Here is a 20,185-nt window from a genome sequence, read left to right on the forward strand (position 1 = left end):
TATTTAATTGATGTCAGCACACATTGCGCTTGACTGATTTTAACCATAAAAAACTACAAAAATATAGTTGCAACACAGCATTTTTTATTATTCCTTTTTTATTGCTCTAAAACGGTGACATCAGATACAAAATACTCTGTATCGCCGAAACAACTTGAGGGCAATCCAATGTGCTGGTCATACTTAAGGGCTACCTTTTTTCCCAAATTAGCATTAATTTTCTGTACTACCGCTAAGTCATGCACCGTAAAGAAGAATTTTTCAGACATCGTTCCAGGCATCGAAACCATGGCTAGCTCCCCTTCCCAGGTCTTGCAAACATAGCCCCGGTTTGAAAATTTTTGCACATAGCCCGCACGATCGCCACTGCCATAACTCCAATTGAGCATAATCCAGGTGTAGGCAGCCAGGCCAAGCGAGCCAACTAAAACAAGACTTAAAAGCCATTTAATGAATGTTTTCATTCCCATTTCCTCTTTAGAACAGTAAAGAGCCCCCTTCTTGGCGCTTCTATTTGGGGCTTCAATAGTGTTGATCAGTATATGGGTAAATAAGCTAAAAATAGGCTGAGAACGCCTGAGCATTCAAATAAAATATGGGCATTAGTACCCATTGGTAAATTTTATGCAAATACGTCACCTGATTTTTTTTATCTTCATACTCTCCGCTATTTATGTCTATTACAGAGGCAAAGTGCGGTTCGGTATAGTTCGATCCCTGATGGATTATCAGGTGCTGCTAGCCCCCATCAATTGCTTGCTTTATCTATTTTCTAAAACCAAGGCGGGCGCCTATATTCCAACCAAAGATTTTCCAGAAATGCAGCTGATTCAAGATAATTGGGAAATCATTCGAGATGAAGCTCTTGCCCTGAATGCCGATGGCGCTATTGCGGTGGCTACCGGGTACAACGATATTGGATTTAACTCTTTCTTTAGAACGGGATGGAAGCGTTTTCATCTCTATTGGTATGGCAAAGAAATGCCCTCAGCTCAAGCAAGCTGCCCAAAAACCGTGGCGCTTCTGAAAGCCATTCCCTCAGTTAAGGCAGCCATGTTTGCCTCTTTGCCGCCAGGGGCAACCTTAGTACGCCATAGAGACCCTTATGTAGGCTCTTTGCGTTATCACATCGGCCTAGTAACCCCCAATGATCCTAAATGCTTTATTGATGTGGATGGAGAGCGCTACTACTGGAAGGATGGCGAGGCCGTCATGTTTGATGAAACCTACATTCATTTTGCGGCAAACGAAACGGATCATCAGCGCATTGTGCTGTTTTGCGACATAGAGCGTCCCGTCTATACAAAGCCGATGCAGCTTTTTAACCGCTGGTTTGGGCGCTATGTAATGAGTGCTGCAGCTTCTCAGAATGTAGAGGGCGAGAAGGTTGGGCTTGTAAACGTGCTCTTTAAGTATTTTTACCATTTGAGAGCGCAGGCAAAAAAACTAAAAGCCAAGCACCGTAGCGTTTATTACCTTGGAAAATGGGTGCTTATTTTAGGAATCTTATGGGCAATCTTTTGGTAAGTCCTAAGGCCCTAGGATTTGAATAATCTGCTCTGGGGTGATTGAGCCCCAGATTTCCAGCCGCTTCTGACGACTATTTTGGCCAGACAAAAACTGAATTTGCTTTTGAGGAATTCTGAGTTGCTTTGAAAGCCAGGCCAATAGCATTTCATTAGCTTGATTTTCTGAAGCCGGCGCTTGTAGGGATATTTTTAAGCAGCCATCATGCAAACCAACGACCTTAGTCAGTTTTGCTCCTGGCTGGCAATGCAAATTGAGCACAATTCCGCCGGGCGTTTGTTTTAACCAAATAGGGTTCATCAAAGTACTTTAAACTTAAAAGATGATTATGAAGAACTCTGCCGCTTTAGACCACCTATTTGACAATAATCGCGAATGGGCAAGCAGCATGGTTGCACAAGATCCCGATTTTTTCAAACGCTTGGTAGCACAGCAAGCTCCGGAGTATTTATGGATTGGTTGCTCAGACAGCCGCGTTCCCGCCAATGAGATTGTCAATTTAGAGCCAGGAGAGCTGTTTGTTCATCGCAACGTAGCTAACGTTGTTGTGCATACAGATCTCAACTGTTTATCGGTTATTCAGTTTGCAATCGACCTACTTAAGGTAAAGCATATTTTAGTTGTGGGTCACTATGGCTGCTCTGGTGTCCACGCGGCACTTGCTGATAAGCGCATTGGATTGGCGGACAATTGGTTAAGGCACGTGAAGGATGTTCATCAAAAACATGCACGCTATCTTGGTGAGGCAATACCTACCCCTAAACGCCAAGATCGTTTGTGCGAGCTCAATGTTATCGAGCAAGTGGTGAATGTTTGCGAAACTACTATCGTTCAAGATGCCTGGGCTAGAGGTCAAGAGCTCACCGTACATGGCTGGGCCTATCGACTTGAAACTGGTCTGGTAAACGATTTGGGAATGTCGATTAGTTCTCCCGATGAAATGAACACTCGCTACGCCACATCGTTAACGCGCTATCAAGCCACATAAAATTGATCTTGTTTAAAAAATTAGCTAATTACCTGAGTATTGCTGTACTGAGAATCCTGGTAGCGCTGCCCTATAAGGCTTTAGTCCGCTTTGGCTATGGCTTGGGCTCTCTGATGACACTAATACCAAGTGAGCGTAATCGAGTTGTACAAACAAATCTCACGCTATGTTTTCCGGAATTAAATGCTCAAAAAATAAATGGGCTGCGTAAGCTACATTGGCGATTGTTGGGAAGAAGCTTGGTCGAAAAAAGTATTATTTGGCTTGGCACTAAAAAACAGCTCGCTCAAATGATTGAGGTCCAATCAGAGGTTGATCTTAGTGATAGACAGCCTCGTATTCTAGTAAATATGCATTTTGTTGGGATTGAAGGCAGCATTATTTTGAGCGCACTTGCGCAGGAAAAAGGGTGGCCTCGTACCTCAGGATTTTTTCAAAGAATGAAAAATCCTTTCTTTAACAAAAAAATTATTGCATGGCGTAATCGTTTTGGCGGAAACTCCATTGATCGCCAAGGTAACACTATCGCACTCATACGAGAGATCCGCAAAGGTAGCTTCATTATCATTGCCCCAGATATCGATTTAGGTCTAAAGGATTCTACTTTCGTACCCTTTTTTAATATTCAGACCAATACAATCACTGCTGTTTCTAGATTGGCCAAAATAACTGGTGCTCAAGTCTGCATGATGATCACCACCCTGAAACCAAATGGGCTTGGTTATATTTGCAATATCAGCAGACCTCTCGAGAACTTCCCTAGCGATGATCCTGTGGTCGACACCGCAAGACTGAATCAAATCTTCGAGGCGGAAATTCGTTTAAGACCAGCTGAATACTATTGGGTCCATAAGCGGTTTAAAAACCGCCCATCGAATGAGGCAAGCCCGTATTAATTTTGCCCTGTCATCAATCAAGTGGACCTAAATAAGGCACTTGATTGATAATGCAAAGATGGAAGAAAAAGTTCGCGTATCAAAGCTTTTATCAGAATTAGGTCTTTGCTCGCGTCGCGAGGCAGATTCCTATATTGAACAGGGTTTAGTGACTGTTGACGGCGAAGTTGTCAGTGAATTGGGTTCGCGCGCCTTTCGTAATCAAAAGATTGAGCTGCAATCTGGTGCAAAGGTACAGCAAGCATCTCGGATTACGGTGATTCTTAATAAACCCGTGGGCTTTATCTCGCACTTTGATGATGAGCAGGAGTATCAGCCTGCTGCATCCCTCATTACCCCTGAAAACTACTTTCCTAGCCCCTTGGATAGGGGCCGCAGCCCTCGCTTCAACACACGAGGCCTTGCACCTGCCGGTCGTCTAGACATTGATTCCACTGGAATGCTAGTGTTGACACAAGACGGTCGTATTGCCAAGCTCCTGATTGGGGAAAATAGCCCGATTGAAAAAGAATACTTAGTACGAGTAGAGGGTGCGCTCTCTTTTGATGATTTAGACCGCCTCAAACATGGCCTTGAGTTGGATGGGGTCACCCTTAAACCTGCCCAGGTGAGCTGGCAGAATGAGGATCAACTCCGTTTTGTATTGCGGGAAGGTCGTAAGCGCCAGATTCGTCGCATGTGCGAAATGGTGGGCCTAAAAGTACTTGGCTTAAAACGGGTTCGCATGGGGCGCCTTTCCTTAGGACCCCTCCCCCCTGGAAAATGGCGCTTTGTCAGGCCCGATGAGCAGTTTTAAACATGATGCCCGCTTATAATTCTGTCTACTAGAATAAGCGCAGAATTACCATCGATACCATCTCCACCAGCACTCCAGGCGCAGAAGTCCTTAGGCGTCGCAGCTTTGCCATCATCTCCCATCCAGATGCTGGAAAGACTACTCTCACAGAAAAATTATTGCTATACGCAGGCGCCATCCAAATTGCGGGTAGTGTAAAGGCACGTAAAGCCAGTCGACATGCCACCTCGGACTGGATGGAGATAGAAAAGCAGCGAGGCATTTCTGTTGCTAGTTCAGTCATGCAAATGGAGTATCGAGACTGCATTATTAATTTGCTCGATACCCCCGGACACCAAGATTTTTCAGAGGATACCTATCGCGTATTGACTGCCGTCGATTCCGCACTGATGGTCATTGATGCTGCCAATGGTGTTGAGTCACAGACCTTGCGCTTGCTGGAGGTTTGTCGCGCCAGAAATACACCTATCGTGACTTTTATCAACAAGATGGATCGCGAAGTCAAGCCGCCCATGGAGCTCATGGATGAAATTGAAACGGCGCTTGGCATTGAAGTAATGCCCTTTACTTGGCCGGTAGGCATGGGAAGATCTTTTGCTGGCGTAATCGATATTGCCAAAATGCAAATGCGCATGTTTAAGTCTGGTGAAGATCGCGTAACTGAAGATTCGCACGTCATTATTGACGTCAATGATCCCGCCCTTAAAGAGCGCTTAGGCACTGATCTAGAAAATGCACTTGCCGAAGTAGAGCTCATTAAGAATGCCATGCCCGCGTTTAACCGTGAAGCATTTTTGGCAGGCCGTCAGTCACCAGTATTTTTTGGTTCTGCCATCAATAACTTTGGCGTGAGAGAAATCCTAAATACTTTGGTTGAGCTAGCACCCTCACCAGGATCCCGAAAAGCGCTGCAAAGAGAAGTAAGCCCTGCTGAAAATAAATTCACGGCGGTGGTCTTTAAAATTCAGGCCAATATGGATCCTGCGCATCGCGACCGCGTTGCGTTTTTACGCATCTGCTCTGGGCATTTCAAACGCAGCATGAAGCTCAAGATTTGTCGCAATGGTAAAGAAGTGCGCACGAATAACGCCCTATCATTTTTATCCCAACGTCGCGATATTTTGGATGAGGCCTTTCCGGGTGACATCATTGGACTGCCTAACCATGGACTGCTTAGGCTGGGTGATACGCTGACTGAAGGTGAGCAACTGCAATTTACCGGCTTACCATTTTTTGCCCCTGAAATATTTCGCATGGTTGAATCAGCCGATCCCTTGCGCTCTAAGCAACTTTGTACAGGACTCATGCAGCTAGGCGAAGAAGGTGCCATTCAAGTGTTTCGCCCCATGATGGGCGGAACAATGCTGCTGGGTGCATTTGGACAACTGCAATTTGAGGTTGTTAGCCACCGCCTACAAAGCGAATACGGGGCTGAGGTACGCTTACTACCAGCACGATACAACCTTGCACGCTGGGTTAGCTCTGATGATCCTGTTGCATTGAAGAAGTTTATTCAAGAGAACATCCATCGCATTGCAGAAGACGTTGTAGGGGCCTCTGTTTTTTTAGCCTCACACAAATCCGAGCTTGATGTAGCCCAACAGCGTTGGGAATCTATTCAGTTCCATGCCTTAAGAGAGCATGCTGGCCTGATCTATCAATCCGACCTATCTGGCTAAATTTAACGCGGCGCCTGAGTAGCAAAACGGCAATCAAATACTGCTAGCAAGGCAGTGTCATTTTTTCTAAAGCTAGCGAGCTTGCCATATTGAGCGCAATAAGCATTTGCTTGCTGTGTTAATACTTCAATAGAAGCGCCATCACTATTTAGAAAAGTGACGTGATCTGAATCTGATGCATCCGTATAAACTGCCGCACAAGCACTTAAGCCAAATATTAAAACCAACAACGGAATTATTAAACGTTTCATCCTCAATCTTTCTAGTGCGTTAACTTTTCTACAATTCTGGCAGTGAGTTTGCTAGCAAAAGACCGAAAAGCCAATATTCCTACTATGGCAACCGGATAGGCAAAGGCCCACACCTCAAGCCAAACCCAGAGAAAATTCTGCGCTGAACCTACCCGTACGAATGTAGTGACTAATGTAATAGTAAAAGACATTAACGCACCCATAATGAGCGCAAAAATAAGATTCGGAATATTAGGCATCCGGTAATCATAGCGCTTGAAGCGCTTAGCTGGTATTCTGAATCGTGATCACTATCCCGCGCCCTAGTCAGGGGGGTTTTTGAGTAGAATCAGAAATCCATCATTTCAACTCCCTAGGAAAACTATATGGCTGCCGGCCAAAATCAAAGAAATAGAAAAAACGATTCCATGCTTACTAAAACTGGTAAAGCCAGATTAGGCCCGCTCAATGCTGCGCAATTAACAAAATTGCTTGACTCCAGCACTAAGCCAAAAGAAAAGGGCAAAATTCAACGCGCTCTGAACAAAAGAGGGCCGATGGCTGTTGCCCCCGCTCCAGCCCCAGCAGCACCAGAGTCAGCACCAGAGTCAGCACCAGCAGCGTAATAGATCAACCCCGAAAGTACATCGGGGTTTTTTCTTGGGTAATATGCTTTAGATATGAAGCTATTACCCCACATTCACTCGATTTATATTGCACCTTTTGCAGGCAAAGCAATGCTGCAAATGCCCTGTGCAGAAATTATTGCCGGGCAGGGAATCAAGGGTGACCGCTATGCCACTAGCCAGGGTGCATTTTCGGGCTCGACCCCTACAAAAATTCGCCATATTAGCCTCATTGCAACTTCAGGCATTGATGATGCAAACCAAGCACTCAGGAACTTAATATCCAAGCCTTTTTTAGAGGCCGAGACACGTCGAAATATTGTGATGCAAAATATCTCCGCTCAAGATCTGAATGATTTAGTTGGGGTCGTTTTTTACCTAGGCGGCCTTAAATTTAAAGGGATTGAATTGTGTGCGCCCTGCGAAAGACCGGCCAAGCTATTAGGAAGAATGCATTTTCTTGACGCCTTTGAAAATAGAGGCGGATTGAGGGCGGAGGCATTTGAATCTGGAGTGCTTTCTTGCGGAAATACGCTTAGTGTTGTTAGGCCAAAATCGCTTTGATTATTTATTCCGATAGCGCCGTTATCAGCGCTGAACAGGCCATTGATCTGTATAAGCGATCCACTCTAGGTGAACGACGCCCAGTAGACAATGTTGCAAGCTTTAACGATATGCTTCTGAATGCGAATTTATTAATTACCGCCTGGGATTCGGAAAAGCTAATCGGCATTAGCCGCAGTCTCACAGACTTTTCTTATGTCGCCTATTTGGCTGATCTTGCTGTAGATGAGGCATATCAACGACAAGGGATAGGAAAGCGACTGATTGAAGAAACGAAAATGCGGCTGGGTCCTGAATGCATGATCGTCTTACTGGCCGCACCCAAGGCAAACACTTATTACGAGCACATTGGGTTTGAGCATCACTCGCGTGCCTGGGTACTCAAAAAATAAAGCAAGTAATTCTTATATTATTAAGGCATGACTACAACGCGCATTTGTCTTATCCGCCACGGCGAAACACTCTGGAATACCGAGAGACGGCTTCAGGGGCATACTGACATCCCCCTAAATGCTAGAGGTCAACTACAAGCGCAACAACTTGCCCTCTCTCTTAAAAAAGTCCACTTGACATTCGATGTGCTGTACACCAGCGATCTCAAAAGAGCTTCTGATACAGCCGCCGCAATAGCAACTGTTTATGACGTGCCAATGTATGCTGATCATGATTTACGTGAACGCCACTTTGGAGTGCTTCAGGGCATCACTATTGATGAGGCCCCCTCAAAGCAGCCTCATGTTTGGCAAGCCCACCTTGCTCGTGAACAAGATCATGAACTCGAGGGTGGGGAAAGTATTTCCCAATTAGCATTTCGCGTTAAAGGTTTCTTAGAGAAAATTGAGCAGAAACATTCTGGACAAACGATTTTGATAGTGAGTCATGGCGGAACCATGGATATGATGTATCGCATTGCTAGCAAGCAGTCCTTAAGCTCAGCCAGGGAAGTGTCGGTACCCAATGCCTCGCTGAGCTGGATTACCCACAATACCTTTGGCTGGACCGTAGAGCGCTGGGGCGACACAAGTCATTTAGAGGGCCCCGCTCTCGAAAACGTAGATCTATAACAAAAAAGCCGCCTAATAGGCGGCTTTCTTCAAAAGTACTAAGACTACTTTCGAATATGGGCATGACGTGCCGCATCTTGAGACATGCCTTCGCCTTTTGGCTTGCCTTCGAGAGATTCTTTTTCAGCGGTAATTTCTTTACGACGCTCCTTGCAAGAACCAGCGATCTCTTGAAGGGCTTTACGTGCCCTAGCAGCTGAAGCTTTAACGCCCTTACCGTGAAACTTCTCATTCTCTGCTTGATATGTTTCGAAAGCAGCTATTAAGTTGTCATGATGAGACATATGTATCCTTATTTATTATTAAAGTAATTTGCGTAATAAGTACTTTAACCCATATTCAAGGCTCAAAAGGCGATTATTTCGTCCAACGATCAATAATGCCCTTTAATTTTTCAGGGCCAAGTTCTGCTAAATATAAATTGAAGTCATCCCGTAACGCAGATCCTTTTTTAAAAACAAAGCCCAGATTATCGAATCCATTCACCTGATAACTACTGCTCACCGGCAAATTTAGGGACTTTTGATAGCTCACTAACATAACACTATCTACAAACACTAAATCTACAGACCCGTTTTGCAATGCTAATAATGCCTCTGTAGGCGAGGGATAAAGCTTGACTTGATCAGCTGAATAATAGCCCTTTGGCTGTAATACCATTTTGACATAGTCATCAAAAACACTGCCTGTTGGATAAGCAATGCTGTATTTTTTCAATTCGGACAAATCATTAATCTTAATGTTGCGCTTTTTCAGTCCGATCAATTGCCAAGTGCTAGTGAAATAAGGACTGGAGAAATCCATCACTTCTTTACGCTTATCAGTAATGGATATACCCGAGAAAGCTACATCTGCTTGCCCGCTCGAAACGGCCCCCAACATACCTAACCAATCGTAGGCAGTCATTTTAAAGCTGCAGCCACGTGACTTGCAGTAGCCCTCAAATATCTCTAGGTCTACGCCAGTATATTTTCCATCCCTCTCAAACAACATTGGCGGAATGGTTGGAGAAACAGCAACCTTAATCGTTGCAGCAGGACCCTCGTCAGAACATGCCCCTAAGATGAATGTTGCGAACAAGCTCAGGACCAGTAGACGAATGTTTTTCATAGTTGCCAAATAATGTCAATATTTTATGATCTTCACAAGCATTATTTACGATGGGATGGGCTATCTAAATAAATAAGCCCTCAACTGAGGGCTTATTCAAACAGCAACAACTCATCCCAGCGCAAGTTACTTAATCAAACCGCAAGCAATTCTAGGTCCAGAGTTGCCAGCTGGTTGAGACTTGTAGTCATCTGGGTCGCGATGAATCACAACAGATCTTCCCAATATTCCGTTTGATCCAGTGCTCACAGCAAATCCACTCAACTTCGCTGAATACACTGCATTTCCGTTAGCATCAGACTTTATATTAGGCATATCTCCTGCATGACTTGCGGCCGCATTTGGCATGCCATGGGATGTGGCATCTGGGTTGAAATGGCCGCCCGCACTAGTAGCATCGGGGGCTGAACAATCGCCTTTTTCATGAACATGAAATCCTTGCTCGGCATTTGGTTTAAGTCCAGAAAAATTGCCGGTAACCAATACGTCATGACCTTGCCAAACAAAATTTACAGTCCCTTTTGTATTGGATCCAGAGCGCGAATCTAATATCGATGATGCTTTTTGCCCCGTACCATGCTCCATAGATTGGCATGCACTTAGTAGCAATACTGTTGTCACTCCAAGCACTAAAGAAATTGGCTTCATGTTTGTTGCTCTCCTAGAATATTTATCGTTGTTTAACCACAATTCTGACACACTTCGTAACATCAAACCTGAGAATCACTATTGCTTTAGAAATCTTGACAGGGTAATTACTGATGTTCTTGGAGATAAGCTATCACCCAAGCAGGATCACTATCGCTAGGGAAGATAGGGTGATGCACCGCAACAATTTTTCCAGCCCGAGCAATGATTGTTAGGCGTTTCAGCAAAGTCATTCCAGCAGCAATAAAAGTAGGCAAATTTAAGGCCTTCTGCAACTGAAAATCTACATCGCTTACCACCGGAAATGGCAGGTGCAGTCTTTCAGCCATCTCCTTCTGATACTCGGTAGTTTGAACGCTAAGACCAAGTACGTCCGCATTTAACGCTTTTAACTCTTGATAGTGATCTCTGAATGAGCAACTCTGAGGAGTGCAGCCACGAGCACCAGGGATCTGATCCCAGCCATCTGGCAGGGCTACATTCGGCTGCCCAGTCATTGGATAGCAGTAGATCACCAAGAACTCGGGGTATGAAGCAAGGTCAATCGATTTTCCATTGCTACTTGCCAATGAAATCTTCGGCAAAAGCATACCAATCAGATGTTTGGCGGCGCCATCATCTTGAGGAATTGGTAAATCGTCTGGGGTTTTGGATAAATCGATCATAGGTAGTTCCATGTAATAGTTCTTGTGTTCCTTGATGCCCGCTTAGCCTGAAATTCGAATAGCTTCGATCTTCGCGCCTAAATCTTCAACTGCCTTTGTTAAAGCTAATAGTTCTTTTTCTTTCAGCACATCAATTTTTTGATGCAGTAATTCTATTTCTAACTCTGCCTTGATGTTGACCTCAAAGTCATTCCCTGCTTGCTGTCGATCGACCTCTGATAAACGATTTTGACTCATCATAATAACGGGCGCAGTATAGGCAGCCTGAAATGACAACATTAAATTTAATAAGATAAATGGATATGGATCCCAGGGGTTTGGGCTGAACATCGCGTTATAGAAGATCCAAGCGCAAATACAAAGGCTTTGAATGATGATAAAACGCCAAGATCCTACTGTACGAGCTACTGCATCTGAAATCCTCTGACCAACTGTTAGCGGCGCAAGCACTTCCTGAAGATGTGAAGTCCCGACACGACTAATACGCTGACGATGCTTACGCCGATGCTCTCTGAGAGACTCAAGAATAAGAAGCTCTTCTTTTGTTGGAGTCAACACGCTGCCCATCTCCTGGATATATTTGATGCAGTCAATTTAACCTTTATTACTTCACGCTGTCAGCTTACTTAAAAATCTCCAGCACTTTTGATAAAGAGTTGCCCTCAAAATTAGGCTGATTGCCGATCTCCTCAAAAGGCAAGCCTTGGCGATTAACCCAAAAAACATCCAAGCCAAACCAAGAAGCGCCTACAGCATCCCAAGCATTACTAGATACAAATAGTATTTCATCTTTGTTAACAGAAAAAGCATCCAATAAAAGCTGGTAACTTTGTGGCGCAGTCTTAAATAGCTTTACTTCCTCAACAGTAACCACTTGATCTAGATAAGGCTTTAGATGATTGCTTTGAACAACGGTCTCTAGCATCTCACGGCTACCGTTAGAAAGAATAGCTGTCGCCATTCCCAGCCCTTTGAGCTGCTTTAATACTGAAAAGCTATCTTCAAACGCAGTAAGCTTAGCGTACTGATCCATTAAACGATTCTCAGTGGCTGTATTTAAGTCTAGCTTCATCCGCTTACATACATAACGTAATGAACGAATCGTCAACTCCCAGAAGGGCAAGTAATACTGACTACCCGCTGGATTGGGATCACTCATAGTGACAAGGCGGGTGTATTCAATCTGACGATCCCGCCACATAATGGCAAGAGATTCTCCCTGACCAGGAAAGAGCGATTCAGCTAACTGCCCCATAGAGTACACGTCGAATAAAGTACCGTAAGCGTCAAAGGCGATTAATTTGTACAAATCTGTCTCCAGCACATATATTTTATATTTTCACAACAAAGTACTACTTACTAGTAATTTTTCAAGCCAAGAGGTTCACGTTAATGATAAGTGAGCTCCTCAGTCTTTCCCCAGAAAATCTTGTAAGAATAAGCCGTGTAGGCAAGGATCATCGGAAGTACCACTACAGCACCCCAAAAAATCATCCATAAGGCATCTGTTGAGGCGGCAGCCTCCCAGATCGTCACCTGATCCATGACCAAGTATGGAAATAGGCTGTAGGCAATTCCTAATAAAGCCAACCAAAAAATACCTACCGTAGATACAAATGGGATCCATTGGGCATGATAGTGATCATGGTCAAAATCAAACAAAATCTTATGCATCAAAATAAATAGCAGGCCAGTAGCAATTGGAATCGGCATTAGCCAGTAGAAGGCAGGGAAAGTAAACCATTTGTGAAAAATTTCTGGGCTAAACCAAGGGGTTGCAATGGAGACTAATGCAATACCGCAAGCACTTAACCACAATGATCCCTTGGCCCACTGAACTGCTTTTTTCTGTAGCTCACCCTCTGTTTTCATAATCAACCAACAGGCGCCCAGTAATGAATAGCCAATCGGTAAAAACAAGGCTACTAGTAATGAGAAAAGCCAGCCCTGCCAGCCAGATTCAAAACCAATAATCACTCTGCCAATCATGATTCCCTGCATTAAAGAGGCTACGAGACTTCCAAAATAAAATAAAAAATTCCATAAAGGCTTTTGCTCAATATTGACCTTAACCCTGAAGTCAAAAGAAACACCCCGTAAGATTAGTCCCATGAGCATTAGAGCGGCTGGCAAATACAGCTCTGTAAGAATTACCCCATGAGCGTAGGGAAAGGCCACCAGAAGCAGGCCTACCGCCAATACAAGCCAGGTTTCGTTAGCGTCCCAAAAAGGGCCGATAGAGGAAATCATGACATCTTTATCCTCATCTCCCGCTCGGCGCAACAGAATGCCAACGCCAAGATCGTAGCCGTCCAAGACGACATACAGTAAAAATGAAACCCCCATGGCGCCAAAAAAGAATAATGGCAGCCAATTGCTGGCGAGTGAATAGTCTAAATTCATGATGTCGTATTCCCTAATGTTGCTTCTGGTAAATCTGCTTTTCTGGCCATATAGAAAACGATCCAGATATAAGCACTGAGCAGGCCTACGTAAAGCAATAGATACATAAACAACGTGCTAAACACCATGGAGTTAGAGACGGTAGTCACCGCATCCGCAGTTCTCAAAATACCACTAACTAAAAATGGCTGTCTTCCGATCTCAGTCACATACCAACCCGAAACTACGGCAACCCATCCTGAAAAGGTCATTCCCACCAATGCAATCTTGAGATACTTTGGCAACTCATGACGACTTCTTATCCGCCAATAACTAACCCAAGAAATAAGCAGCATCAACACCCCCACACCAACCATGATTCGAAATGCAAAGAATATTGGCAGCACAGGAGGGATATCCTTGCCAAACGCATCTAAGCCCTTGACTTCGCCATCCCAAGAGTGCGTTAAGTAGAGTGAAGCCAAATTCGGAATTGCGAGCTCATATAAATTCGATTTAGTAGATGCATCTGGAATAGCAAACAATACTGCGGGAACGTTTTTGGATGTCTCCCAAATACCCTCCATTGCAGCTAACTTTGCCGGCTGATATTCCAGAGTATTTTGTCCATGCATATCACCTAACAAAATCTGCGCTGGGATTAAAGCAGCTGCAACGGTTATGGCAAACTTCAGTGTCAGTGTATTGGCTGCTGAACTTGATCCTCTGAGAGATCGATAAGCCGATATTCCAGCAACAAAAAATGCTGCTGTTAAGAATGAGGCTGTCATCATATGCGCTAATCGATAAGGCATCGATGGATTAAAGATAATTGCCATCCAACTATCTGCGTGCACGACCCCATTTATGATGCTGTAACCCTGTGGTGTTTGCATCCAAGAATTTAAAACGATGATCCAGAAGGCTGATAGGCTGGTTCCAAAAGCGACCAAAAAAGAAGCGACTAAGTGTGTCTTTTGGCTTACGCGGTTGCTTCCAAATAACATTACACCTAGAAAAGTAGCCTCTAGAAAAAATGCCGTCAACACTTCATACGCTAGCAAGGGTCCAGCAACATTGCCTACAGTTTTCATATAGCCAGGCCAATTTGTTCCAAACTGAAAGCTCATTGTGATGCCGCTGACCACACCCAGCGCAAAAGTTAAGGCAAAGACCTTCACCCAAAATTTATAAGCATCGTTCCAAACTGCATTATTAGTGCGAATAAATTTCAGCTTGAAATAGAACAGAAACCACCCTAAAGCGATCGTAATCGTTGGAAATAAGATATGAAAAGTGATATTGCTAGCAAACTGAATGCGACTGAGAACGAGGGTATCTAGCATTTTTAGCAGCCTAACGATTTAATGAACACTCAGTGTAGTCCTCACTCACCTAAAAGACCGTCTTTTTTAATGCCGATCATTCTCCTCAGGATTAAAAATAGAATTAAAAAAGCCCTCATGTGTGAGGGCCTTCAAGCGACTGTTGACTTACTACCTAATCACTTAAGCCCAAAACTCTTTAAGCTTTGCGGCCTCTGCCATGCCTCGATCAAATCCATATTTCATAAAAGGAGCAATCAGATTTGGGTCCATGACACTATCAATTTTTGTCATGCCCGGTGGCAATCCAGCAATGATATGCATTGTTTTTGTACCCTGCGCTTTTAAGCTTGCAATCTCTTGTAGCAAAGTGTCTGGAAAATTAGTTGTCTTTAAATTTCTCTTTACTTCTTCCCGTGTACCATCGCCAAGAGAAAATACGACCGCTTTTTTAACTCCGGCAATGACATCAGTATGGGTGCTGGTTTGACACATGCCGCCGTCCATGCAAAGTCTGTCCTTTAAAAAGGTTGGGCCAGCACCACCAGCTAAAGATGAGCTTGCAGCACAGGCAATCGAGGCAGAAATATTGCTCGATTGCGAAACAACTAATCTTTCTCCTGTATAGCAATCCATTGCAGTAATGTACAAATCCTTCGATGGCCACGTGGTTACACCGATTAAATCCTCTACTGTTTTCTTATACTGGCCTTCACCCGTACTATTACGCGCTGCCATTGAGGCACGCCCAAGAGATTGAATAGATTCGAGGCTGGCATCTTTAACGGTGGTTGCTATTTTTTTAGCCCGCATTTGACTCTCATTAAATTGCGTCTCTGGCACTAGTTTAGCGAGAATCTTAGGGAAATCTTTAAAGAGATCAAGCTCTTTAGTGATGCGCCACACATTGCCATTCATCAACATTGAGCCAAAAAGAGAGCCGGCCGAAGTGCCAACAACAATATCAGTGTTGTTCATTTCTAAGCCTTGTGTTTTTAAGGCATGGAAATAGCCCACATACCAAGAAATCAAAACAATACCGCCTCCACCAAAGGCGAGCCCACGCTCTTTTCCTAGTCCTAGCATCGGCTTATAAGGAATCGGATGCGCTAAGCCATCATTCCAGTTGGCAGTGGTGGCTAAAAGCTTGCTTGCCTCTAGAGCACCTACCTGAGCAAGCGCACTTGGTGAAGGGGCCGAAGACTGGGCCATCGCTTGTGAACCAGCAACAGCAGCAACGCCAATAGCAGAGCTTTTTAAAAAGGTGCGACGTGAAGATTGAGTCATATTTCTTCCATGGTTAACGGCTAATTTATTGATATCTTCTCATATAAGTAAGGCTTTATTGGTGACCTCGTTTAACCAACATCTTTTTGCCCAAGATGACGGTAGACACTACTAGTACTGCAAACAAGAGATTCATCCAGGTCAGAGAATCGCCCAACAGAACACTAGCAGCAAGAAGGGTGCAAAAGGGTTGAATGAGCTGCACTTGACTCACGCGCGCAATACCTCCAATGGCTAAGCCCTCGTACCAAAAGAAGAAGCCTAAGAACATCGGAAATAGGCTTAGGTACACAAAACTGAGCCATGCAGTACTTCCAGCGCTAATGTATGTCCCGTCAAATAAGTAATATGTCATCACTAGATTAATTGGCAGAGAAATGACCAATGCCCATGAAATGACCGCTCTTGGATTCATCTTTCTAGATAACTCGCCACCCTCTACATAGCCTATACAAGCGGATATGCCACCAAGCACCAATAGAATATCTACGTGAGTAAAGCCTCCAGCATTCTTCATTAATGCATACGTCATCACAATAGCAGCGCCCAATAAAGACACTAACCAAAATCCTAAAGAGGGTCGCTCCTTAAATCGAATGACTCCAATAACGGTGGTAGCTAGGGGCATCATGCCGAGGATTACGGCACCATGAGAGGAAGAGCCTTGCGTCATCGCTACAGTAGTAAAAATTGGGAAACCAAAAACAACCCCCAAAGAAATCACGATGAATTTGACAAAATCAACTCTGCTGGGGATAGCCTCCTCTTTGTATGTAAGATAAGCTAGCGCGACTAGGCCCGCTAATGCCGCCCTTCCAAATGCAATAAAATACGGATCGAAGCTTAAAACAGCAATCTTACTGACTGGCAAAGTTAAGCTAAAAATCAAAATGCCTATAAACCCAATTAGCATTCCTTTGCTTTCGTTATTCACTAGCGCCTTTGTGTATTGTTCAAGAGATGACATTCGCCGACACGGCAGCTAATAAAAAGCCCTCGTTTTCAGAGGGCTTAGTAATACATTGTCGCTTAAGACTCAATTATTTTTTGCCTTAAGAGCTTCCTCTAGCTGAGTGATCTTACCTTGCATAGCTGCAATTTTGGCATTTAAAGCGCCGACATTAAGAAAGGTCTCTTCAGCCACAGGGGCATTGAGGTTATTTCCCCATCCAAGCCATGATGAGTCATAGACCTTTACTTTTTTGAAGCCCAAATTTTTGAGGACAACGGCAGTCTCGGCAGCGCGAACGCCGCTCTGGCAGTACACCACCGTTTCTTTATCCGGATCTAATTTGGAATACAGCTTTTTCAGATCTGCCGTACTTTTCAGGGCCATTCCAGCATTGTCAGGCACCTGTTTTTTGCTAAGCTTTATTGCGGTATCTGGCTCTTGCCAATTTTCCTCAAAGGGAATGTTGATCGCATTGGGAATGTGGCCACCCCGAATAGCCCTGACATCCTTACCCGCATACTCATCAGGTGTTCGTGCATCAATAACTTGTAAACGACCCGCTTGAATTAATTTCTGCATTTCTGCATTAGTTACATTCATTTGAGCTTGCTCCTTTAACGCAACAGATACAGGCGCCAAGGTTTGACGGTCTATTGCCATAGGAAGGCCCGCAGATTTCCAACCATCAATACCATCGTGGTAAATCTCCGCCTGTTTACCGCCAAAATAATTGATGGTGTACATACCAAAATAGGCGTAAGGATTGCCACGCCCTCCGTACACCACTATCTCGCGATTGATATCCAAACCGGCAGCATTAAATAATTTTTGAATTTGCTCAATAGGTATGTAGTCTTCCTTATTGGGATCTCTTAAGGTCTGACCTACTTCGCCAAAGTTAATTGCCCCGGGAATATGTCCACGCAAATAACTTTTTTCATCTCGAACATCCCACAAGATTGCGCCGCGTTCAATCGCTTTCTGCACTTGCTCTGTACTTAGGATGGCGTCATTTTTCTGAGCCAATGCATTGACTGACAGAAGTGCTAAAGCTAGCAATGGAAGGTATTTCTTAAATAAGGTCAGCATGTAGAGTTCCGTCGGTTAGCTTTTTGTTGGGGCCAATAAAAGCAATGGTTTTAGTCAAGTCCATATTACGCCCTAATGAGGGCTCTAAATAAACTCTTTTCTCATGAGCATATAAGATTTTGATCTAACAAGGCCTGCGTCGTATTAATCCCAATATTTCTCACACTACAAGCATTGTTGACCCCATATGCGCTGATTCCACTAAGCCCTACGCAGCTTGCTACTAACGAATATAGCAACCCAAAAGAAAATAGCCCAACAAGTGGGCTATCTCGGGCCTCTAGAATAGTGCGCAACTAGTCCTCTAATAAGCTACGCAGCATCCATGCTGTTTTCTCATGTATGTCTATTCTTTGGGTAAGTACATCAGCCGTAGGTTGGTCGTTCGCTGAATCTACAACATTAAATAGTTTGCGGGCTGTTTTAGCAGTAGCCTCTTGTGCCTTTACAAGATAAGCAATCATTTCTTCAGCCTTGGGAACACCACTGATTTCCTTGATTGACGCACGCTTAATAAACTCACTATAGGTCCCGGGCGCTGGATAGCCTAATGCCCGAATTCTCTCAGCAATTAAATCCAATGCAGCCCATTGCTCGGTATATTGAGCCATAAACATATTGTGAAGGGTATTAAATTGTGGGCCCTTCACATTCCAGTGAAAGTTGTGAGTCATCATATACAGCGTATAACTATCAGCCAACAGATCTGAAAGACCCTCTGCTATTTTTTTTCTGTTCGATTCAGATATACCAATATCAATATTGAGGCTCTTACTTTTTATTTTTGTCATTTTTAGCTCCATATGTTTTGCCAAACTTAGCAAACGACAAAAGCTTGTTAATTGTCGTGTTTGTATCGCTCAATTTATGATAACAATCAAATGATGATTGCGGTAATAAATTAGTTGAGCTTCACATCATCAGAAATAGTCTTTTAGTAGATAGGCCAACCCCATCAAGTCCGCAGGAGATTTGACCCTACTCCATCACTACCTCAGAAATACAACCGCTCACCATCTCTTTACCAGCAAAACGATCGGCTATCCAGGCAATATATGAAGTAGCTGATGCCGCTGGAGTACTAAAGTGCGTTTGCTTTCCTGGCAGCTGCACTCTAGCGACATTACCACCTTGTTGGCACATTTTTTGTCTATAGGCTTGCCCCATTGATGGGGGCAATACTGTATCCGCCGCTCCCCAGTAAATGATCACTGGAGCAATTGGCTTTTCTGAAGAAACGCCGCCTGCTTTAAATGCTTCAGCCCAAGCCTGAGCATTTTCTGCCTGGGGTTTTAATAATGACTTAAAGCTAGCTCCAAAGTTATAGTTCAACGTATCAGCAAGAGTATGCATACACTTATTGGACATAATCTCATCCACCACCTTAGCACCCTCATCAGTAAAGATGTTGCTTAATTGAATATTAGAGAATGCATTAGTGCTGCCCCACATAGCCATAGCAAAGTGAGCGAAATTAAAAACATTCCCCCCGAAACTTTCCTCTAACCCCATTAGCAATTTCTGAGCACTTTCATCATTTAATTTACCCGGCGGAATTGCTGCCACAAGATCAAGTGGCGCTAAGGCAACGAATCCTAAAAACTCGATTCCATCTTTTGCCGTGCCCGCTTGGGTGATGTACTTATTTAAACCTGCAGCAGCCAAGGTGGAGCCGCCACCTTGTGACCAGCCATACATTACCGCCTTAGATCCCGCCCCTAATTCACTTATGGTGGCTGCAGCTCTAGCTGAATTAATTGCATCTCTTGCATTGGTTGCAGAAACAGCATATTGATGCTTTCCGCCACCGCCTAAACCTTGATAGTCTGTTGCCACAACCACATAGCCTTGTTTAATGAAATGCTCAATACTAGGTAGGCCGTAGTCTGTCCAAGAGTTTCCATTGATTAAGAAATATTGATTAAGTGATTGAGCAGGATTATCAATTTGAGATGGCCCGCAGTTTTGCGCAGTGCCAGTTGTGCCATGCGCCCAAACTAGCAAAGGTCTACCCCCCACCGGCGCTTTTCCAATCGGGGCCATTACCAAGCCGGTTGAGATGGTTTTGCGGCCCTGAACATCAGAGGATATATAGGCGATTCGCCATGCCTGCGCGCCTGGAACCTGCGTCTTTACAGGTACTTTTTTAATAACTTGGCCCAACCTACCATCCGCTTTCATTTGGATCACTGCCTGATAAAACGCAGGAACTGCTGGCTCAGCTTGGCTAATGGCCGGAAATAGTGATACCAATATAAAAGATCCAATAAGAATCCAAAGGGACTGGAATTTACAAAACATTTATTACTCCTACGATAGATCGGTAATTTATTAAATAAGTTTAATTGATATCGCGC

Annotated in this window: 26 protein-coding genes; 9 read left to right on the forward strand and 17 right to left on the reverse strand. The window is 44.1% G+C overall.

The genetic code is table 11. From position 1 onward, the window contains the following. Positions 1-98: 98 nt before the first annotated feature. The gene (locus QUD86_RS09065) at positions 99-464 is read right to left on the reverse strand and encodes a DUF8785 domain-containing protein (protein ID WP_286296845.1); all 366 of its coding nucleotides are present in this window, start codon (positions 462-464) and stop codon (positions 99-101) included. 166 nt (positions 465-630) lie between these two features. Between QUD86_RS09065 and QUD86_RS09070 the strand changes: the two genes are divergently transcribed. Continuing rightward, positions 631-1,527, forward strand: a complete 897-nt coding sequence (locus tag QUD86_RS09070; protein ID WP_286298756.1) for an aspartyl/asparaginyl beta-hydroxylase domain-containing protein — start codon at positions 631-633, stop codon at positions 1,525-1,527. A 3-nt stretch (positions 1,528-1,530) separates the two neighbouring features. On the opposite strand, the gene QUD86_RS09075 is transcribed toward QUD86_RS09070, so the two are convergent. Beyond that, on the reverse strand, positions 1,531-1,827 hold the full coding sequence (locus QUD86_RS09075; RefSeq protein ID WP_100379887.1) for a DUF167 domain-containing protein: 297 nt from the start codon (positions 1,825-1,827) through the stop codon (positions 1,531-1,533). Between the two features lie 22 nt (positions 1,828-1,849). On the opposite strand from QUD86_RS09075, the gene can reads away from it, so the two are divergent. Genes can through QUD86_RS09095 form a run of 4 tightly spaced genes read left to right on the forward strand, consistent with a single transcriptional unit; the run spans position 1,850 to position 5,886 of the window. Then, the gene (can, locus tag QUD86_RS09080; RefSeq protein WP_286296846.1) at positions 1,850-2,515 is read left to right on the forward strand and encodes a carbonate dehydratase; all 666 of its coding nucleotides are present in this window, start codon (positions 1,850-1,852) and stop codon (positions 2,513-2,515) included. Positions 2,516-2,523: 8 nt separating this feature from the next. Continuing rightward, a complete protein-coding gene (locus tag QUD86_RS09085) occupies positions 2,524-3,411 on the forward strand; it encodes an LpxL/LpxP family acyltransferase (RefSeq protein ID WP_286296848.1) in 888 nt (295 codons plus the stop codon). A gap of 58 nt (positions 3,412-3,469) precedes the next feature. Then, positions 3,470-4,207: a pseudouridine synthase gene (locus tag QUD86_RS09090; protein WP_100379889.1), complete on the forward strand. Its 738-nt coding sequence runs from the start codon at positions 3,470-3,472 to the stop codon at positions 4,205-4,207. A gap of 59 nt (positions 4,208-4,266) precedes the next feature. Beyond that, positions 4,267-5,886: a peptide chain release factor 3 gene (locus tag QUD86_RS09095; protein WP_286298762.1), complete on the forward strand. Its 1,620-nt coding sequence runs from the start codon at positions 4,267-4,269 to the stop codon at positions 5,884-5,886. 2 nt (positions 5,887-5,888) lie between these two features. Here QUD86_RS09095 and QUD86_RS09100 read toward each other — a convergent pair whose 3' ends face one another. Both QUD86_RS09100 and QUD86_RS09105 read right to left on the reverse strand, forming a co-directional pair. Further along, complete coding sequence (locus tag QUD86_RS09100; RefSeq protein WP_286296849.1) at positions 5,889-6,137, reverse strand: hypothetical protein; 249 nt, start codon at positions 6,135-6,137, stop codon at positions 5,889-5,891. An 11-nt stretch (positions 6,138-6,148) separates the two neighbouring features. Beyond that, positions 6,149-6,376: a DUF2798 domain-containing protein gene (locus QUD86_RS09105; RefSeq protein WP_353506529.1), complete on the reverse strand. Its 228-nt coding sequence runs from the start codon at positions 6,374-6,376 to the stop codon at positions 6,149-6,151. A gap of 126 nt (positions 6,377-6,502) precedes the next feature. Between QUD86_RS09105 and QUD86_RS09110 the strand changes: the two genes are divergently transcribed. Genes QUD86_RS09110 through QUD86_RS09125 form a run of 4 tightly spaced genes read left to right on the forward strand, consistent with a single transcriptional unit; the run spans position 6,503 to position 8,370 of the window. Continuing rightward, positions 6,503-6,742 carry a hypothetical protein gene (locus tag QUD86_RS09110; protein ID WP_286296851.1) on the forward strand — a complete coding sequence of 80 codons (240 nt, stop codon included), beginning with the start codon at positions 6,503-6,505 and terminating at the stop codon, positions 6,740-6,742. A 54-nt stretch (positions 6,743-6,796) separates the two neighbouring features. After that, the gene (locus tag QUD86_RS09115; RefSeq protein ID WP_286296853.1) at positions 6,797-7,306 is read left to right on the forward strand and encodes an MOSC domain-containing protein; all 510 of its coding nucleotides are present in this window, start codon (positions 6,797-6,799) and stop codon (positions 7,304-7,306) included. Beyond that, positions 7,303-7,698: a GNAT family N-acetyltransferase gene (locus QUD86_RS09120; protein ID WP_286296855.1), complete on the forward strand. Its 396-nt coding sequence runs from the start codon at positions 7,303-7,305 to the stop codon at positions 7,696-7,698. The genes QUD86_RS09115 and QUD86_RS09120 overlap by 4 nt, the downstream gene beginning before the upstream one ends. Positions 7,699-7,725: 27 nt before the next feature. After that, positions 7,726-8,370 (forward strand): histidine phosphatase family protein, encoded by a 645-nt coding sequence (locus QUD86_RS09125; protein WP_286296860.1) that lies wholly within the window; start codon positions 7,726-7,728, stop codon positions 8,368-8,370. Positions 8,371-8,414: 44 nt separating this feature from the next. On the opposite strand, the gene QUD86_RS09130 is transcribed toward QUD86_RS09125, so the two are convergent. The 13 genes from QUD86_RS09130 to QUD86_RS09190 form a co-directional block, all read right to left on the reverse strand. After that, positions 8,415-8,654, reverse strand: a complete 240-nt coding sequence (locus tag QUD86_RS09130; RefSeq protein WP_286296864.1) for an Hc1-related histone H1-like protein — start codon at positions 8,652-8,654, stop codon at positions 8,415-8,417. 73 nt (positions 8,655-8,727) lie between these two features. Further along, positions 8,728-9,480, reverse strand: coding sequence for a transporter substrate-binding domain-containing protein (locus QUD86_RS09135; protein WP_286296865.1), 753 nt, complete (start codon positions 9,478-9,480; stop codon positions 8,728-8,730). A 126-nt stretch (positions 9,481-9,606) separates the two neighbouring features. Beyond that, positions 9,607-10,128, reverse strand: coding sequence for a superoxide dismutase family protein (locus tag QUD86_RS09140; RefSeq protein ID WP_286296868.1), 522 nt, complete (start codon positions 10,126-10,128; stop codon positions 9,607-9,609). A gap of 107 nt (positions 10,129-10,235) precedes the next feature. Then, positions 10,236-10,793, reverse strand: a complete 558-nt coding sequence (locus QUD86_RS09145) for a peroxiredoxin (protein WP_286296870.1) — start codon at positions 10,791-10,793, stop codon at positions 10,236-10,238. A gap of 42 nt (positions 10,794-10,835) precedes the next feature. After that, positions 10,836-11,360: a DUF1003 domain-containing protein gene (locus QUD86_RS09150; RefSeq protein WP_286296873.1), complete on the reverse strand. Its 525-nt coding sequence runs from the start codon at positions 11,358-11,360 to the stop codon at positions 10,836-10,838. A 55-nt stretch (positions 11,361-11,415) separates the two neighbouring features. Then, complete coding sequence (locus QUD86_RS09155) at positions 11,416-12,102, reverse strand: haloacid dehalogenase type II (protein ID WP_286296876.1); 687 nt, start codon at positions 12,100-12,102, stop codon at positions 11,416-11,418. A gap of 80 nt (positions 12,103-12,182) precedes the next feature. After that, positions 12,183-13,196, reverse strand: a complete 1,014-nt coding sequence (locus QUD86_RS09160; RefSeq protein ID WP_286296878.1) for a cytochrome d ubiquinol oxidase subunit II — start codon at positions 13,194-13,196, stop codon at positions 12,183-12,185. Further along, on the reverse strand, positions 13,193-14,521 hold the full coding sequence (locus QUD86_RS09165; RefSeq protein ID WP_286296879.1) for a cytochrome ubiquinol oxidase subunit I: 1,329 nt from the start codon (positions 14,519-14,521) through the stop codon (positions 13,193-13,195). The genes QUD86_RS09160 and QUD86_RS09165 overlap by 4 nt, the downstream gene beginning before the upstream one ends. Positions 14,522-14,683: 162 nt before the next feature. Beyond that, on the reverse strand, positions 14,684-15,787 hold the full coding sequence (locus QUD86_RS09170; protein ID WP_286296882.1) for a patatin-like phospholipase family protein: 1,104 nt from the start codon (positions 15,785-15,787) through the stop codon (positions 14,684-14,686). A gap of 55 nt (positions 15,788-15,842) precedes the next feature. Beyond that, complete coding sequence (locus QUD86_RS09175; protein WP_286296885.1) at positions 15,843-16,754, reverse strand: DMT family transporter; 912 nt, start codon at positions 16,752-16,754, stop codon at positions 15,843-15,845. Between the two features lie 69 nt (positions 16,755-16,823). Then, entirely contained in the window at positions 16,824-17,828 is a 1,005-nt protein-coding gene (locus tag QUD86_RS09180) for a sulfurtransferase (RefSeq protein WP_286296888.1), read from the reverse strand. 296 nt (positions 17,829-18,124) lie between these two features. Continuing rightward, entirely contained in the window at positions 18,125-18,619 is a 495-nt protein-coding gene (locus QUD86_RS09185; protein WP_286296890.1) for a Dps family protein, read from the reverse strand. 187 nt (positions 18,620-18,806) lie between these two features. Next, positions 18,807-20,129 (reverse strand): lipase family protein, encoded by a 1,323-nt coding sequence (locus QUD86_RS09190; protein ID WP_286296891.1) that lies wholly within the window; start codon positions 20,127-20,129, stop codon positions 18,807-18,809. Positions 20,130-20,185: the final 56 nt, after the last annotated feature.

This window comes from Polynucleobacter sp. TUM22923, from assembly GCF_030295705.1.
Lineage (GTDB): Bacteria > Pseudomonadota > Gammaproteobacteria > Burkholderiales > Burkholderiaceae > Polynucleobacter.